Here is a 16,293-nt window from a genome sequence, read left to right as displayed (position 1 = left end):
TTAATTCACCCTTTCTAATTTTTCATGGCTTGCTGCAATTAATAAGTTTAGTTTGGCTAATGCTTTTCCAGAGTCAATGCTATGTGCCGCTAGTGTAATTCCTTCTTCAATCGTTTCTGCTCTTCCATTTGCGAAAAGGGCTAGACCTGCATTTAATAAAACAGTATCGCGATAGACACTCTTTTCTCCGCTTAATACTCCGAGCGTAATCTTTGCATTTTCTTTTGAATTCCCACCTCTAATTTCTTCATTTTTCACTCTTGAAAAACCATACTTTTCTGGATCAATACTCATTTCTACTATTTCATTATCTTTTAAAACGACGACATGATTTTCTCCCTGTAATGATGCTTCATCTAAAAAGCCACTTCCGTTTACGACGAGCGCTTGTTTTCTGCCAAGTTTCTGCAACACTTCCGCTACTGGCAATAACATATCTCGTTTATAAATACCGACAAATTGTGTTTCTAAGTTAACAGGATTCGTTAAAGGGCCAATTAAGTTAAAGATCGTCGGAACGTTTAATTCTTTTCTTATTTTCATAATACGTCTTAATGCTGGATGCATCGCTGGTGCGAATAAGAAGGCAATACCTACATTCTCTAATAAATAGTCAATCTCACCCGGCGTGCAGCTTATGTTTACACCGAGTTCTTCTAATAAATCAGCACTTCCTGTTTTACTAGAAACAGCGCGGTTTCCATGTTTCGCGACCTTTACACCAGCTCCGGCAAGTACAAATGCCGATGTTGTACTAATATTGAATGTTTGTGCACCGTCACCACCCGTTCCGCAATTGTCCATCGCGCCTTTTATATGATTTGAAAACGGTAATGCCTTTTCTCGAAGAGCACGAACGAGCCCGTATATTTCTTCTGCTGTTTCGCCTTTCGCTTTCAGCAATACTAAGAAAGCTGCAACTTCACTTTCCAATATGTTGTCACTTAATAAAAGAAGTCCCGCTTCATACATTTCTTCTTCTGTTAAATGTTGTCCCTCGACTAATTTTCGAAGATAACTGTTCATACTCTCTCCTCCTCTTTCACTTGTGCTAAAAAGGCACGTATTAACTTTCCGCCTTCTTCTGTCGCAATTGATTCTGGGTGAAACTGTAATCCGAAGAGCGGATAATAGTTGTGACGAACTGCCATGATTTCTCCGTCATCCATCGCCGTCGCGAGTATGTCAAAGCATTGTGGTAAACTATTTTGCGCTGCGACGAGTGAATGGTAACGCATTGCCGTTAGCGGCTGCGTTACGTACGAAAAGATTGACGTTCCGTTATGTTTCACACGCGATGTTTTTCCGTGTTTAATGCGCTCTGCTCTAACAATTTCTCCTCCAAATGCGGATATGATTGCTTGATGGCCAAGGCAAATTCCTAAGATGGGAACGTTCTTATAAAAGTGACGAATAACATTAATACAAATTCCAGCATCTTCTGGTTTCCCAGGTCCCGGTGAAAGCACAATTCCTTTCGGCTTCATCTCCTCTAATTGTTCAATTGTTATTTGATCATTTCTTAAGACGACGATGTTTTCTTCGTACTCGCCTAATAGTTGATACAAGTTATATGTGAAGGAATCATAGTTATCAATTAGTGCAATCATTTCATAACCTCCAAAAGCGCTCTCGCTTTATTTAATGTTTCCTCATATTCAGCAACTGGATCTGAATCGTAGACGATACCCGCTCCTGCCTGAACGTACGCTTTCTCGTCTTTTACAACCATCGTTCGAATTGCTAGCGCCATATCAAGATTTCCTGAGAATGAAATATATCCAACAGCTCCGGCATATACATTTCTTTTCTCATGCTCTAACGTATTAATAATTTCCATCGCCCTTATTTTCGGAGCACCTGATACTGTACCAGCTGGTAAACAATATGCTAATGCATCAAATCCACTCGTTTGTTTTCGCAATGTTCCGTAAACTTCAGATACAATGTGCATAACGTGAGAGTATTTTTCTACTTTCATATATTTATCTATCGTCACAGAGCCAATTTCACTTACTCTGCCAATATCATTTCGTCCTAGGTCCACAAGCATCATATGCTCTGCTCGCTCTTTCTCATTTCCTAACAGTTCTTTTTCGATTTCCTCATCTTCCTGCTTCGTTTTCCCTCTCGGCCTCGTACCAGCAATTGGGTTTGTCATCACTTTATCCTCTCTTACTGATAACAAACTTTCCGGTGAAGAGCCAAGTACAACATAATCTTGAAAATCGATATAGAACATATATGGTGATGGATTTGCAATTCGAAGTTTCCGGTATAATGCAAATGGATCTCCAATACATTCACTTTGCAAACGCTGGGATAATACAACTTGGAAAATATCTCCGGCCCGAATGTATTCTTTCGCTGTTTCTACCATTTCACAAAATTCTTTTTCAGTTATTGAAGAAGTGAATGATAATATTGATTGTATTTCATTTACTTCCGCTTCTTCTCCCTTTAGCACTTCCTCTTTGTATACTTGCAATCTTTCGTATACTTCTTCATAAGAAGCTGAATCGTCTTCCCTGCATACATATACAAATGACAACTTTTGGCGTAAATGATCGTAAACGGTAAACTCACGATATAGTAAAAGGTGTACTTCTGGAATATTTAATGGATCGTGTAAATCTGCTCCAATGTTTTCATATTGCCGAATGACGTCATAGCCAATATATCCAACTGCTCCCCCGCAAAACGGAAATGGACTGTCTACTTGCGCTGGTGCGATTACCTCTTCTAGCATTTGCAGTACGTTACCCTGCAGCTTTTCTTTTTTCCCATACATCATTCGCTCTACTTCTATACCAACGCTTTTCACTTCTCCATAAGGATTACACCCTAAGTAAGAATAGCGCCCTTTATCTTGATGAAGCTGCGAACTTTCTAATAAAAACTTTTTCTTTCCCTTCATACGTCTATATAAAGAAATTGGCGTAATGCTATCTCCTTCTTCTTCAGCAATTACTAAAAATGTGTTTCTTTGTTCTTTTTGCTTCATAAATTCCTCTTTTGTCATCATGCCTTTCACCTCACTCTGAAAAATAAAAAAGTCCCCTACATATCGAAATATGTAGAGGACGATAAATTTACCGTGGTACCACCTCAGGTTGGACGCAAAAGCATCCCGCTTTATTCAGGTACAAAATATATACCTTATCCTTGTAACGGCGGAACCCGGGTTGCCTACTGAAAATAATTGTTCAGCATACCTCTCGTAAGCCCATTCCGTATATGGCACCGCACCGGGCTCCCACCTGTCCCCGGCTCTCTGAAACGTCTCCAATATACGTACTCTTCTTACTTAAACGATTTAACATATTTAATTTTTTGTACACAAAAAGGGAGTACTCATCCTATAGAAAGGACGGGTACTCCCGTGGTGCCACCTTAATTCGTTACGAATGTAACGCACTTTGCCGTATCAAAAAATAATACGTGTCTCTTGTATCGATGAGATCATGTCGCCAAAGCCTACTTCTTTCGTTTCGGTTTGGAAGCTCCGAAGCCCATTCCACATCAATCCCATACTGATTCGCACCAACCATCAGCTCTCTGACATGTTCATCATGTGTACTCTTCTTCATCAACGCTTGCATTTTTTTAAGTTGCACTCATTATAGACCTAACTTTTTTCACAAGTCAATACTTTTTTCAAAAAAATATTTCTCCCTTCTTTCAATATTATATTGACAAAACAACGTGTTTTTATGTAAATATAATAAATACTCTATTAAAATTAAGGTTTTTTTGTCTGAAATTTATATATTTAAAAAGTAAAACGATGTCAAAAAACGCTTACATTTCTGAAAATTCGTATTTCCGTATGGATTTTTCAGAATAATCATGATAGATTATAAATATGCATAACGCATCAAAAGACATGACAAAAGGAAGGGGAACTACATGAGTACGCAGATGTTAACTTTAACTTCTATCTCTATTTACATGCTCGGGATGTTAGTAATCGGCTATTTCGCCTACAAACGAACGTCCAACTTAACAGATTATATGCTTGGCGGGCGTACACTAGGCCCCGCAGTAACAGCATTAAGTGCTGGAGCATCAGATATGAGCGGTTGGCTTTTAATGGGCTTACCCGGTGCAATGTTTAGCGTTGGATTAAGTAGTAGTTGGATTGCATTCGGCCTAACACTAGGTGCATACGCAAACTGGCTTTATGTCGCTCCTCGCTTACGTACCTACTCTGAAATTGCAAACAACTCTATTACTATCCCAGAATTTTTGGAACACCGTTTCCACGACAAATCTCATATGCTACGCTTAGTATCCGGACTTGTTATTATGATTTTCTTTACTTTCTATGTAGCTTCAGGATTAGTTTCAGGTGCTGTATTATTTGAAAATTCATTTGGTATAAACTATCATGTTGGATTACTCATTGTAGCCGGCGTTGTTGTAGCTTATACACTATTTGGTGGTTTCTTAGCAGTAAGTTGGACAGACTTCGTGCAAGGAATCATTATGGTAATTGCTCTTATTCTTGTTCCTATTGTAACAATTATGAATTCAAACGGACTTGGACCTGCATTTGATACAATTCGATCTGTAGATCCAACACGTTTAGATATTTTTAAAGGTGCCTCTACTTTAGGAATGATTTCTTTATTCGCATGGGGCCTTGGTTATGTTGGACAACCTCATATTATCGTACGCTTTATGGCTATTTCGTCTGTAAAAGAAATTAAAAGCGCACGAAGAATTGGTATGAGCTGGATGATTTTCTCTGTTGTCGGAGCTATGTTTACTGGTCTTATCGGTATTGCTTACTATTCACAACAAGATTTGACATTATCTAACCCAGAGACAATTTTCCTTGAACTCGGAAAAATTTTATTCCATCCACTTATTACTGGATTTTTATTAGCCGCTATTTTAGCCGCTATTATGAGTACAATTTCTTCTCAGCTTCTCGTTACTTCAAGTGCAGTAACAGAAGACTTATATAGAACATTCTTTAAGCGTTCTGCTTCTGATAAAGAACTTGTATTTGTCGGTCGTATGGCTGTTCTTGGTGTTGCTTTAATTGGGTGTGCATTAGCGCTTAAACAAAATGATACGATTTTAGCTCTTGTTGGATATGCTTGGGCTGGATTTGGTTCTTCATTTGGACCTGCTATTTTATTAAGCTTATATTGGAAACGTATGACGAAATGGGGCGCGCTTACTGGTATGATTTCAGGTGCAGCCACAGTAATTATTTGGACACAGTTTAAGTTCCTAAAAGATTTCTTATATGAAATGATTCCTGGTTTCGCTATTAGTTTAATAGTGATCATAATTGTTAGTTTACTAACTAAACCTTCAAAAGAAGTTGAAGAGCAATTTGAGAATTTTGAAAAACAACATATTCATAATCTATAAAAAGAAAGCTCTGCTGTTACGATAACAGCAGAGCTTTCTTTTAACCGCATTTCGACAATATTCTTCTCGAATTTAACAATTTCTTTATGTTTCGTTAAATTTACTATAACATTCTTCCTTTATATTATTAGTATCGACACCTATACAGAAAGGGGACTCCACAATGTTAGCATCTTTACAGCAACAACATATAAGAAAATTTTCACCTATCACAAACACTTCTACTTCTCTTTTAAACATACAACCTAATCCATCCAAAATTTCAATTGCTCCTTCTGTTATATCTGTAATTGGTATTCATATACAGAAAAATAAGCTTAAAATAAAAACCGGACAAAGTGCCGATTTATCAGCCTCCGTTTTGCCAATGCAGGCAAAGAATCAAGAGCTTATTTGGACAAATATGAACTCCGACGTCATCACCATCTATCCGAAAGGTGAGACAGTAACGATTACTGGAAAAAGTGCAGGAAGAGCAGTCGTAATTGTCACAACTGCTGAAGGAAAATTCCGCGACTTATGTATCGTTCACGTACAACCTTATATGACAAATCCAAAGTGACATAAAGAGAGTAGATATGAATCCACTCTCTTACTTTATTTCAATCCCAGGTTTTTTTCTTTTTAACAACAAAATAAATTCTTCTTTATTTCTTGGAGAAATAAGTTCTGTTTCATATGATCCGTAAACAATTTCTAATCGATCGAATGATAGTGCATAGGCGGCTAACGGATTTTTCGTGCTCGAAATTTGTTTTATATCTCGTATAAATATGCACTTTTTAACGAAACCCGATCTAATAGTAATTGTTTCTTCCCCAACAATATATTTTGTTGAAAACCAACTCCAAATAAATAGTATGGCTAAAGGAATTGTAAAAAATAAAAGAAAATATTCTCTACCTGCAAATATGGGAGCAAAACACGCTCCAATGCCAACGAAAAAAATCGGATATAACCATACATCTTTTTTTGATGGAAATTCCACTAAACTTCCCCTCCCTTGATTTAAGTCAATGAATCTCCTCCTCTTCCCTATTACAATGAAAACAACATTAGAATAGGAGGACGTATTATGACTGAGCGAAATTTTGCCTTATTTGCAGGCACTTCTCTTCTTATCATGGCATTCACTGCATTTTTTTCTTACGGTTTTGTTCACGAAAATCTCGTTGTACAAGGAGATACGAGCACGACACTCCATAATATTCAAACTTCAAGTTCACTTTTCAAAGCAGAAATTTTCGGATGGATTATCATTTTCATTACGGATATTATCGCCTCGTGGGCTCTTTATTTCTTTCTAAAACCTATCCATACTAGCCTCTCATTACTAGCTGCCTGTCTTCGTCTTATGTATACAGCTATACTTGGGATTGCTATATTCAATTTAATATTTGTATTACTTCTTTCAAAAAACACAGTTGCTAATTCAGAAGCATATACAATGTTATTTCTAGAAGCTTTTGAATACATTTGGTCTGTAGGATTAATCATTTTCGGCTTACATCTTCTCACCTTAGGATACGTAACCTTTCAATCTAAAAACATACCGAAAACTATTAGTATATTACTGCTCATTGCTGCAATCGGCTATATCATCATTAACGTAATGAATACGATGTTTTCACAATATGATGCGATTATTTCCATTCTTAACGTTGTCTTTCAACTACCGATGATCGCAGGTGAACTAGGATTTAGTATATGGCTATTGCTTAGAGGTGGAAAAAACTCTACTGTTTGAGTCGTTTCTTAATTCTGCTTAATGATTCTGGCGTAATACCTAGATAACTTGCCAATTGATATTGAGGAACACGATCGATTAAATGAGGTCGTTTTTGTAATAATGATTTGTAGCGCTCTTCTGGTGTCGATGCAATAAATAATGTAAGTTCTTCTTGTACTTCACCAAAATTGTATTCAATCATTTGGCGCGTCATTTCTTCTAACTGTGAATATTTCTTATACATGTCCTTTTCACTATACAGATCGCCAACTACAACTAGACAATCTTCTAGGCACGTTAACGTATGTGGGGATAATTTATCTTGTTTATGATGATTGAAATTTGCGATTGCTTGTTCTTCTGTATAAAAATTTGATGTAACTTCTTTTCCAGATTCATCTATACAATGTTGCCTCACGCATCCTTTTAATACAAAATAACATTTAGACGGAACATCTCCTTGCCCTAGGAGCACTGTTCCTTTTTTATACTCTTCAATTTGTAATTCTTCTACGATCATGCGCTGCTGCTCTTCACTTAATGTTGTAAGATTTGTCATGTATTTCATTAAAATCTCTTTCATTTTGTCTCTCCTTCCCCCTCTATATTTGTATGAGAAACGTATGATGTAACTCCACTATATATTATCTTTTTTCATGCTACATGGCGGGAATTCCCCCTATTAATCTGTTTTATTTTCTGCATGGAACAAAAAAAAGAGAAGTTACCAATAACTTCTCTTTTCGTATATTAGAATAAACTCGTTATAATTCCTGTGTATAAGCCGGTTCGTTCACCACATTTTTTGCTGTTCGCTTTTGTTGCTGTAGTAAGAAAACAGATACACCAAACAATACGAGCATGCTACCGATAATTTGCATTGCATTTAATTTTTCTCCAAGTAAGAAGAACGCTAGTATAGATGCCCCAACTGGTTCTCCTAAAATGCTCATTGAAATCGTTGTTGCATTTACGTAATTTAATAACCAATTATTAATGACGTGTGACACTGTCGGTACAATCGCAAGTAAAAGAAAAATACTCCAATCCCACTTCGTATAGCCTGTAAATGGCACTTGAAGTATAACGTTATAAATGGCTATAAATATACCAGCGAAGGCAAATACAGTGAAACTATAAATCCAATGAGATACTTTCTTTACTGTCGTTTGTCCGATAAATAAATAACCGACAACTGCTATTACACTTAAAAAGGATAATATATCCCCATAAATTGCTTGCTCACTTAGCCCTAAATCTCCCCAGCCAATACACATTACGCCTAGTATCGCAATTCCCATCGTCGCAATTGCTGAATAGGTTGTTCTTTCTTTAAATAAGAAAAAACCTCCCACTAAAGATACGATCGGTTGAAGTGCTAAAATAATCGTCGAACTAGCAACTGTCGTATGCTTTAAGGATTCAAACCATAGAAGAAAATGAAGAGCTAAAAAGAAACCAGATCCAATTAAAAATCCCCAATCTTTTATTTGAATCCTACTAAACTCTTCCCGTTTTTTCCAAACGATCGGCAGCATAATAAGTACGATAATCCATAATCGATACATACTTAAAACGGAAGATGGTGCTGAGGACATCTTTGCAAAAACAGCTGCGAATGAAATTGCTATAATGGAAATTGCTAGTGGTAGTGCGATTGATCTTTCTTGTTTCAAATCCTGTCTCCCCTCTCACCTGTAAAAAATCCCACTTCATTATATCCGTTTTCTTTCACAACTTAAATACTAATTTTTTAGATTCTTCGTACCATTATGGTAAAATAGAAATTAAGGCACCTATTAGTGATTATTTCTTTCCTTTTCACTACAAGCGTTGCTCTTACAATCATTACAGTAAATTTTTATTTAGGGGGATATACATGAATCAAACAATAGGGAGAATTGAAGAAATTTCATTTTTTAGTACATCACTTCAAGAGGAGCTTACACTTCTTGTTTATTTACCAGTAAATTACACACCTCTCCATAAGCATACGGTTGTTATTGCACAAGATGGTAGAGATTATTTTCAGCTTGGTAAAGCGCACCGTGTAATTGAGCGTCTTCGTGAAACTGAAGAAATCGACCGCACAATTATTGTCGGTATTCCATATAAAAATGTACACGATCGTAAGGAAAAATATTTCCCAAATGATGTAAAGAATGCTGCTTACATTCGCTTCCTTGCTCACGAGCTTGCTCCATATATTGATGCAAATTATCCAACGTATCAAATGGGTAAAGGACGCGTTTTAATTGGAGATTCTCTCGGCGGTACAGTTTCCTTCATGACCGCACTTATGTATCCGCATACATTTGGTAAGGTCGTTATGCAATCACCATTTGTTGATGAAACAGTCATGAACTTAGCAAAAGATTTCAAAAATCCGGGGGCGCTAGATCTTTATCACGTAATTGGGACCGAAGAAACAGCTGTCAAGCGTACAGACGGACAAGTATCTGATTTCGTAGAACCAAATCGCGAGTTAAATAAACTACTTACAGATAGAAATTTCATCACGCATTATGAAGAGTTTGAAGGGAATCACACATGGAAATATTGGCAAGCAGATTTACCAAAAGCATTTTCTCATATTCTATCAATGAAATAATAGAGAGCGGTATTCAGAATAATTTGATATAATAGATAAAGAGATTTATTCTCAAAATCTAACTAGACTTGCAAAGGGAGGAATTGTAACATGAAATTAGGAATTGTAATTTTCCCATCAAAAATGATTCAAGATAAAGCGAACGGATTACGTAAACGTTATGATCCGCATTACGCATTAGTTCCGCCACATATTACATTGAAAACACCCTTTGAGACGCAAGATGAACAATTAGAATCGATTGTGAATGAGTTACATACAATCGCAAATAAAACGAACCCTTTCACCCTTCATGTTGGGAAAGTCGGTTCATTCGCACCTGTTAATAATGTTCTTTATTTTAAAGTAGAAAAAACACCTGAACTTACTTTCTTAAATGAAGAAATGCATAATGGTTTCTTTACACAAGAACGCGAGTACTCTTTCGTACCTCATTTAACAATCGGTCAAGACTTATCAGACGCAGAGCACGCTGATGTATTAGGTCGATTACGTATGAAAGATTTCTATTATGAGCAACCAATCGATCGTTTCCACCTTCTATACCAATTAGAAAATGGAACGTGGACTGTACATGAAACATTCCACCTTGGAAAGGAGAACAACTAATTTGCACGCACAAATCGTACAAACGGACGAACAACTAAGAGATGCATTCTCTGTACGTAAGCAAGTATTTGTGAATGAGCAACGTGTTTCTGCAGAAGAAGAGTATGATGAGTTTGAAGAAATTTCAACACACGTTGTTATATATGATAATGATGTTCCAGTTGGTGCTGGTCGCTTCCGCATCGTTGATGGAGTTGGAAAGATGGAACGCATTTGCGTACTAGCTTCCCATCGCAAAAAAGGCATTGGTAAAATCATTATGGATGCACTTGAAGCGTATGCGAAGGAAGAGTCTCTATCGAAATTGAAACTCCATGCTCAAACACATGCTGAATTTTTCTATAAAAAGCTAGGATACGTGACGGCTTCTGATGTGTTTATGGAAGCAAATATCCCACACGTCGTAATGATAAAAGAATTATAAAGTGAAACTTTAATCAGTGGGGGTTTTGTTCATCCCCCACTGATTATTAGCCTTCACCAATCGGGCGTTTACGGGCACCTGAATTTTGAAGTGAGAGTTTTACTGCCCGCAAATAGCGGGGTAATTTTGTAGCAGGAGGTAGCCCCTCCTGTTTTTTACATTGCTATTTTCTTTTTCTTCCGCTAAAGTTAAATGTTGATGCTATAGTTTTGAAGGTGAATATATGACACAAGAAAAATTTTCACAAAAACCGTTAACACACGCTGGCATTCCGCAAGCGGCGTATCATATTCCGAAAACATCTACCCATTTAATTATGGAAGAAGATGCAGATGCGGCGTATTTCCGCGCTTTAGAACAGCAAGGTGTTTATTTAAATGAAAAACAGTTAGAAGCAGTGCAAACGACAGAAGGACCTGTCCTTACACTAGCTGGTGCTGGAAGTGGTAAAACATCTGTTTTAACAACTCGCGTTGGTTATTTAGTTAATGTAAAACATGTCCATCCGCGAAATATTTTACTGCTGACGTTTACACAAAAAGCAGCTGAAGAAATTCGAAGCCGTGTAGCGAATTTACCTGGTATGAATCATGCCGCAAGTAGCTATGTCGTTGCTGGTACATTCCACTCCGTCTTTTTAAAATTGCTTCGTAGTCAAGGATATAATCAGCAAATTTTAGCAAATGAAAAACATAAACAAATTATGATAAAGAAAATTTTGAAAGAATTGCGCTTAAAAGACGATTATGATGCCGAAACGATACTCGCTATGATTTCACTTGAGAAAAACAACTTGAATCGTCCGAAAGATGTAAAAGCGAAAACACCGGTTGAACAAGAGTTCAAAGAAGTATACGAACGTTTCGAAGAGGTAAAACAACGACACAATTATATCGATTTTGACGACATCTTATTAGAAATGTATTATATGTTAGAAAATAACGCTCCCCTGCTTACTCAATTACAAGAGCGTTTTCATTACATTGAAGTAGATGAGTTTCAAGATACGTCGTATGCACAATATGAAATTGTAAAATTGTTAGCCACGCCAAGAAATAATTTATTTATCGCAGGTGATGACGATCAAGCGATTTACGGCTGGCGAGGGGCAAGTCACCAAATTATTTTATCTTTTCCAAAGGAATTTGATAATACAACGATTATCGCACTTAATACGAATTATCGATCTAATCCATTTATCGTCGGACTTGGAAATGAAGTTATTAAGCTCAATCAAGAACGTTTTGATAAAGAGCTATATTCTGTTCGTAACGATGGCATGCAGCCGTTTTATGCACGACCTGCGACAACTCTTGATGAAGCAAATCAAATTTTGCAACTCATTCAGGAAAAAGTAGATAGTGGTGAACGAAATTATAAAGATTTTTGTTTATTATATCGTACACATTCTGTGAGCCGTTCTTTACTTGATCAGCTTACAATTCATAAGATTCCATTTATTAAACATGGAGCGAGCCAATCGTTCTACGAACATTCTTTAATTAGGCCCGTATTAGATCACTTACGACTCGTGCTTGAACCGTTCCGCCTCGAATCACTTTCAAATATATTACCAACAATGTATATTGGCCGTGATGAGTGCATTTCATTTATTGAACGTGAACAATGGAAATATGGTGAGGGCCGTTTCCCTTCTCTTCTTCATTTTCTATTACTAAACCCAAGCTTGAAACCTTTTCAAGTTAAAAAAGTAAATGAGCGAATCGATTTTATTAAGTTTATAAAAGAACTTGAACCGAAAAAAGCATTGAAAGAAATTATTCATGGTAAAGGAAAGTATTTAGAGTACTTACAAAGTAATGATCGTTCTTCCTTTACGATGCATAAGGACATACAAGAAGAAATGTTAGAAGAATTAATGGAATCAGCAACTCGCTTTACGGATATTCCAGCTTACTTACAATTTATTAATGAAGCCATTCAAGGTCAAAAAGAAATGGAAGCATTAAAAACAATGCCGCAAAAAGATACCGTATCGCTTATGTCAATTCATAACGCGAAAGGCCTTGAGTTTCCATGCGTCTTTTTACTCGGAGCAAGCGATGGTATATTGCCGCATACTTCTTCTTTAAAAGATGCAAATGACCGTGTGACGGAGACTTCTGAAGCATTAGAAGAAGAACGACGATTACTCTATGTCGCCATTACACGCGCAAAAGAAGAACTTTACATTTCCTCCCCGCAATTTTTCAGAGGAAAGAAACTAGATATATCTCGTTTTCTATATACTACCCAAAAAGATTTACCTGAAAAGACATCCATTAAATAATGGGTGTCTTTTTCCATATCACGATATGTACATCCCCTCTATATAAATTCCCTGTTTCTATCCTGAGAATTAACGTAATATCAACCATATCCCGTTCATATTGTAATAGTGTATGTCAGAACTCACGATAAGGAGTGAACATAATGAGCTGCAATTGTAATGAAGATCATCAACACCATGATTGTGATTTCAACTGTGTATCTAATGTCGTTCGTTTTATACATGAACTACAAGAATGTGCAACCACAACATGTGGATCTGGTTGCGAAGTTCCATTTTTAGGAGCACATAACACTGCATCAGTAGCGAATACACGTCCTTTTATTTTATACACAAAAGCTGGAACACCTTTTGAAGCATTTGCACCATCTGCAAGCCTTACTAGCTGCCAATCTCCAATTTTCCGTGTAGAGAGTATAGATGATGATGACTGTGCTGTATTGCGTGTATTAACTGTAGTTTTAGGTGATGGTACCTCTGTACCACCTGGTGACGATCCAATCTGTACATTTTTAGCTGTACCAAATGCAAGATTAGTATCAACCTCCTCTTGTATTACTGTTGATTTAAGTTGCTTCTGCGCTATTCAATGCTTACGCGATGTTTCTATATAAAACTGAATACTAATTTAAGCATGGATTGGGTGGCAGATGATTCTGCCACCCAATCCATGCTTAAAAGGTATTATTATGTATTTTTTATAAAATTGGGAACTTGTCTAGAACATAGAACCTGTCCTTTTCATTAACTAAAAGTAGAAACAGATAAAGGAGTGAAAAACATGTTCTCTTCTGATTGCGAATTTAATAACATTGATTGTGAGGCGAAACCAGCTAGTACACTACCTGCCTTCGGTTTTGCTTTCAACGCTTCTGCACCTCAGTTCGCTTCACTATTCACACCACTACTATTACCTAGCGTAAGTCCAAACCCAAATATTACTGTTCCTGTAATAAATAATACAGTAAGTGTCGGAGACGGTATTCGAATTCAAGTAGCTGGTATTTATCAAATCAGTTATACATTAACGATCAGTCTTGATAACGTTCCTACTGCACCAGAAGCTGGTCGTTTCTTCTTATCATTAGGTACACCAGCTAACATTATTCCTGGATCAGGTACAGCGGTTCGCTCTAACGTTATTGGTACTGGTGAAGTAGACGTATCCAGCGGTGTTATTCTTATTAACTTAAACCCTGGTGACTTAATTCAAATTGTACCAGTTGAACTGCTTGGAACTGTAGACATCCGTGCTGCAGCATTAACAGTTGCACAAATTAGCTAGTAAAAAGCGGTATTTCTTAATTGAAATACCGCTTTTTATTTTTACAATAAAAAACACTCACCGTAACATGAGTGTTTCATTCTTCATATTGTTTTATTGTATTCTTCTTTTTCCCACAGTTGCATCCCTTTTTTTTCACAAACCCTTGTTGCTGTAATTGCTCTTGATATGCCTGATGTTGTGCTTGTTGCTGTTGCTGTATGTTATACCACTGCTGCAGGTCATATGAATTTCGCCTTGGATTATTGCTCACAGCAAACATCTCCTCTACTGTCAATTCTGTCTATTCACTATATGAACAACTCCTTATTTCCGTTCCCTCATTCTTTTAAACTCCGCTTTTTCTAACATCATGAAAATTTATCCCGATTGGTGAGGGCTGATAATTAGCGGGGGATGCCCCACACTGATTAAATTTTCACTTTATTATTCTCCCATAAAATATCCTGTAATTGTTTCAATGATCGCTGCTGCACCTGCAATGGCTAATAATGCTAGTACAGGCTCTGCAACAATAGGAATCCATTTATATAAAACTAATAAAAAAGCACTAACCCACACACCTGTACACCAATAGCAGCTTAATAATTCTCCCATCCACTTTCTTAATCCTTTCCCTTTCACCTTTGTAAAAGTCGATACACTTCCATCAGGCTCTGTAATCTCTAACTCATCAATAAACGGTCTTCGCAAAAAAGCTGTAATTTTATCATAAACAATAAGACGAGTTAACCTAAATGCAGCTAGCGCAAAAATAAAAAATAAAAGCCAGCTTGTAAATAACATAATTCCACCTTCCCTATCCTCTTTAGCCTATTTAAAAAAAAAGGTCTTAAGATTGTGACCAAATCTCCCCCACTCCAATATCTTATTAATGTAAATACAAACAAGAAGATAAGGAGTGACATTAATGAGTTGTAACGAAAATAAACACCATAGCTCTTCTCACTGCGTAGTTGACGTCGTAAAATTCATCAATGAACTACAAGATTGCTCTAGTTCAACATGTGGTTCTGGTTGTGAAATTCCATTTTTAGGAGCACACAATACAGCAGCAGTAGCAAATACACGCCCTTTTATTTTATACACAAAAGCTGGAACGCCATTTGAAGCATTTGCACCATCTTCAAGCCTTACTAACTGCCAATCTCCAATTTTCCGTGTAGAAAGCGTAGATGACGATAGCTGTGCTGTCCTACGTGTGTTAACTGTAGTATTAGGTGATGGGTCTCCTGTACCACCTGGCGACGATCCAATTTGTACGTTTTTAGCTATACCAAATGCAAGATTAATCTCGACATCTACTTGCATTACTGTTGATTTAAGCTGCTTCTGTGCTATTCAGTGCTTACGCGACGTTTCTATAGTTAAGTAAACTAAAAAACTATTGGGGTGGTAGAAGCTTTCTACCACCTTTACATATTTAAAAGCCGGCCATATCAATCGATTTGATGTCTTCTATAGATAATCGAATATCTCTCATACTATTTGGTGGCATAATGGATACAATGCCATTACGGTAAGATATAATCGATCCTATATATGAGACGGTCGTCGTTCTTATTCTACATCTTACTTTTGGAATGTAATGAGGACGATTTAATAAAAAATGAATTTTTTCTTCATTATTCATATCCTTAAAGGATTTATTGTAAGGGACCGTTCTCACTTGCTCTTCCTCTACTTTTTCTTCCACCTCCACTTGAGGCTCCTCTCGTGGTTCTTGTTTCTCTTGTTCTACCACTTCTTCCACAGCACTACTTACAATACTTTCATTTCTATTACTTTGCTCTTTTTGATCCTCATCTTCGAAATTCGTTAAAATAATTCTTTTTATTTTCGGTGCAGCGAGTTCTAAATTTACTTGTGCAATATATAACAACGGTTTTCCAACTGTTGAACTTTTATTTTTATTCTTCACACTCGTCCCTCCCACTTCCATACGTAGCTGGATAAA

At 36.8% G+C, this 16,293-nt stretch carries 19 protein-coding genes and 2 other annotated features; of the genes, 10 read left to right on the top strand and 9 right to left on the bottom strand.

Annotated elements, in window-relative coordinates:
* From trpD to trpE, 3 genes are read right to left on the bottom strand one after another with little or no spacing between them, the layout of a single operon-like run.
* Positions 1-1,026: an anthranilate phosphoribosyltransferase gene (trpD, locus tag QCI77_RS06320; RefSeq protein WP_044437821.1), complete on the bottom strand. Its 1,026-nt coding sequence runs from the start codon at positions 1,024-1,026 to the stop codon at positions 1-3.
* Positions 1,023-1,610, bottom strand: a complete 588-nt coding sequence (locus QCI77_RS06315; protein ID WP_353824663.1) for an anthranilate synthase component II — start codon at positions 1,608-1,610, stop codon at positions 1,023-1,025. The genes trpD and QCI77_RS06315 overlap by 4 nt, the downstream gene beginning before the upstream one ends.
* Positions 1,607-3,025, bottom strand: a complete 1,419-nt coding sequence (trpE, locus tag QCI77_RS06310; RefSeq protein ID WP_002086925.1) for an anthranilate synthase component I — start codon at positions 3,023-3,025, stop codon at positions 1,607-1,609. Before trpE ends, QCI77_RS06315 begins: the two co-directional genes overlap by 4 nt.
* Before the next feature lie 51 nt (positions 3,026-3,076).
* Positions 3,077-3,321: a binding site (T-box leader), on the bottom strand.
* A gap of 42 nt (positions 3,322-3,363) precedes the next feature.
* Positions 3,364-3,602: a binding site (T-box leader), on the bottom strand.
* A 307-nt stretch (positions 3,603-3,909) separates the two neighbouring features.
* On the opposite strand from trpE, the gene putP reads away from it, so the two are divergent.
* Positions 3,910-5,388 carry a sodium/proline symporter PutP gene (gene putP, locus QCI77_RS06305; RefSeq protein WP_353824662.1) on the top strand — a complete coding sequence of 493 codons (1,479 nt, stop codon included), beginning with the start codon at positions 3,910-3,912 and terminating at the stop codon, positions 5,386-5,388.
* 163 nt (positions 5,389-5,551) lie between these two features.
* A complete protein-coding gene (locus QCI77_RS06300; RefSeq protein ID WP_016101541.1) occupies positions 5,552-5,950 on the top strand; it encodes an Ig-like domain-containing protein in 399 nt (132 codons plus the stop codon).
* Positions 5,951-5,980: 30 nt separating this feature from the next.
* On the opposite strand, the gene QCI77_RS06295 is transcribed toward QCI77_RS06300, so the two are convergent.
* Complete coding sequence (locus tag QCI77_RS06295; protein WP_002030490.1) at positions 5,981-6,376, bottom strand: PH domain-containing protein; 396 nt, start codon at positions 6,374-6,376, stop codon at positions 5,981-5,983.
* 87 nt (positions 6,377-6,463) lie between these two features.
* Between QCI77_RS06295 and QCI77_RS06290 the strand changes: the two genes are divergently transcribed.
* Positions 6,464-7,135, top strand: a complete 672-nt coding sequence (locus tag QCI77_RS06290) for a DUF4386 domain-containing protein (protein WP_353824661.1) — start codon at positions 6,464-6,466, stop codon at positions 7,133-7,135.
* Here the strand turns inward: QCI77_RS06290 and QCI77_RS06285 are convergent.
* Positions 7,125-7,700 (bottom strand): Crp/Fnr family transcriptional regulator, encoded by a 576-nt coding sequence (locus QCI77_RS06285; protein ID WP_061674952.1) that lies wholly within the window; start codon positions 7,698-7,700, stop codon positions 7,125-7,127. The two genes, QCI77_RS06290 and QCI77_RS06285, sit on opposite strands and share 11 nt — an antisense overlap.
* 181 nt (positions 7,701-7,881) lie before the next feature.
* Entirely contained in the window at positions 7,882-8,793 is a 912-nt protein-coding gene (locus tag QCI77_RS06280) for a DMT family transporter (RefSeq protein ID WP_002030492.1), read from the bottom strand.
* A gap of 203 nt (positions 8,794-8,996) precedes the next feature.
* Here QCI77_RS06280 and QCI77_RS06275 point away from each other — a divergent pair, with 203 nt between their 5' ends.
* The 6 genes from QCI77_RS06275 (at position 8,997) to exsF (ending at position 14,336) form a co-directional block, all read left to right on the top strand.
* Positions 8,997-9,728, top strand: coding sequence for an alpha/beta hydrolase (locus tag QCI77_RS06275; protein ID WP_002030493.1), 732 nt, complete (start codon positions 8,997-8,999; stop codon positions 9,726-9,728).
* A gap of 90 nt (positions 9,729-9,818) precedes the next feature.
* Entirely contained in the window at positions 9,819-10,337 is a 519-nt protein-coding gene (locus tag QCI77_RS06270; RefSeq protein WP_002011397.1) for a YjcG family protein, read from the top strand.
* 1 nt (position 10,338) lies between these two features.
* Positions 10,339-10,761 carry a GNAT family N-acetyltransferase gene (locus tag QCI77_RS06265; protein WP_353824660.1) on the top strand — a complete coding sequence of 141 codons (423 nt, stop codon included), beginning with the start codon at positions 10,339-10,341 and terminating at the stop codon, positions 10,759-10,761.
* A gap of 223 nt (positions 10,762-10,984) precedes the next feature.
* Positions 10,985-13,051, top strand: coding sequence for an ATP-dependent helicase (locus tag QCI77_RS06260; protein WP_044437809.1), 2,067 nt, complete (start codon positions 10,985-10,987; stop codon positions 13,049-13,051).
* Between the two features lie 143 nt (positions 13,052-13,194).
* Positions 13,195-13,665, top strand: coding sequence for a spore coat protein CotY (cotY, locus tag QCI77_RS06255; RefSeq protein ID WP_002011392.1), 471 nt, complete (start codon positions 13,195-13,197; stop codon positions 13,663-13,665).
* 167 nt (positions 13,666-13,832) lie between these two features.
* On the top strand, positions 13,833-14,336 hold the full coding sequence (exsF, locus tag QCI77_RS06250) for an exosporium protein ExsF (protein WP_002011391.1): 504 nt from the start codon (positions 13,833-13,835) through the stop codon (positions 14,334-14,336).
* 76 nt (positions 14,337-14,412) lie between these two features.
* Here the strand turns inward: exsF and QCI77_RS06245 are convergent, their stop codons facing one another.
* Both QCI77_RS06245 and QCI77_RS06240 read right to left on the bottom strand, forming a co-directional pair.
* Positions 14,413-14,598: a hypothetical protein gene (locus tag QCI77_RS06245; RefSeq protein WP_044438098.1), complete on the bottom strand. Its 186-nt coding sequence runs from the start codon at positions 14,596-14,598 to the stop codon at positions 14,413-14,415.
* Between the two features lie 164 nt (positions 14,599-14,762).
* The gene (locus QCI77_RS06240; protein WP_002140858.1) at positions 14,763-15,122 is read right to left on the bottom strand and encodes a DUF1360 domain-containing protein; all 360 of its coding nucleotides are present in this window, start codon (positions 15,120-15,122) and stop codon (positions 14,763-14,765) included.
* A 124-nt stretch (positions 15,123-15,246) separates the two neighbouring features.
* Here QCI77_RS06240 and exsY point away from each other — a divergent pair, with 124 nt between their 5' ends.
* The gene (gene exsY, locus QCI77_RS06235) at positions 15,247-15,711 is read left to right on the top strand and encodes an exosporium assembly protein ExsY (RefSeq protein ID WP_002140857.1); all 465 of its coding nucleotides are present in this window, start codon (positions 15,247-15,249) and stop codon (positions 15,709-15,711) included.
* 48 nt (positions 15,712-15,759) lie between these two features.
* Here exsY and QCI77_RS06230 read toward each other — a convergent pair whose 3' ends face one another.
* The gene (locus tag QCI77_RS06230; protein ID WP_181295479.1) at positions 15,760-16,278 is read right to left on the bottom strand and encodes a CotO family spore coat protein; all 519 of its coding nucleotides are present in this window, start codon (positions 16,276-16,278) and stop codon (positions 15,760-15,762) included.
* Positions 16,279-16,293: the final 15 nt, after the last annotated feature.

Source organism: Bacillus cereus group sp. MG9 (genome assembly GCF_040459995.1).
In the GTDB taxonomy this organism is placed as follows: Bacteria; Bacillota; Bacilli; order Bacillales; family Bacillaceae_G; genus Bacillus_A; species Bacillus_A mycoides.
The sequence above is the reverse complement of the archived record's forward strand: the minus strand, read 5'-3'. Positions and strand labels throughout refer to the sequence as shown.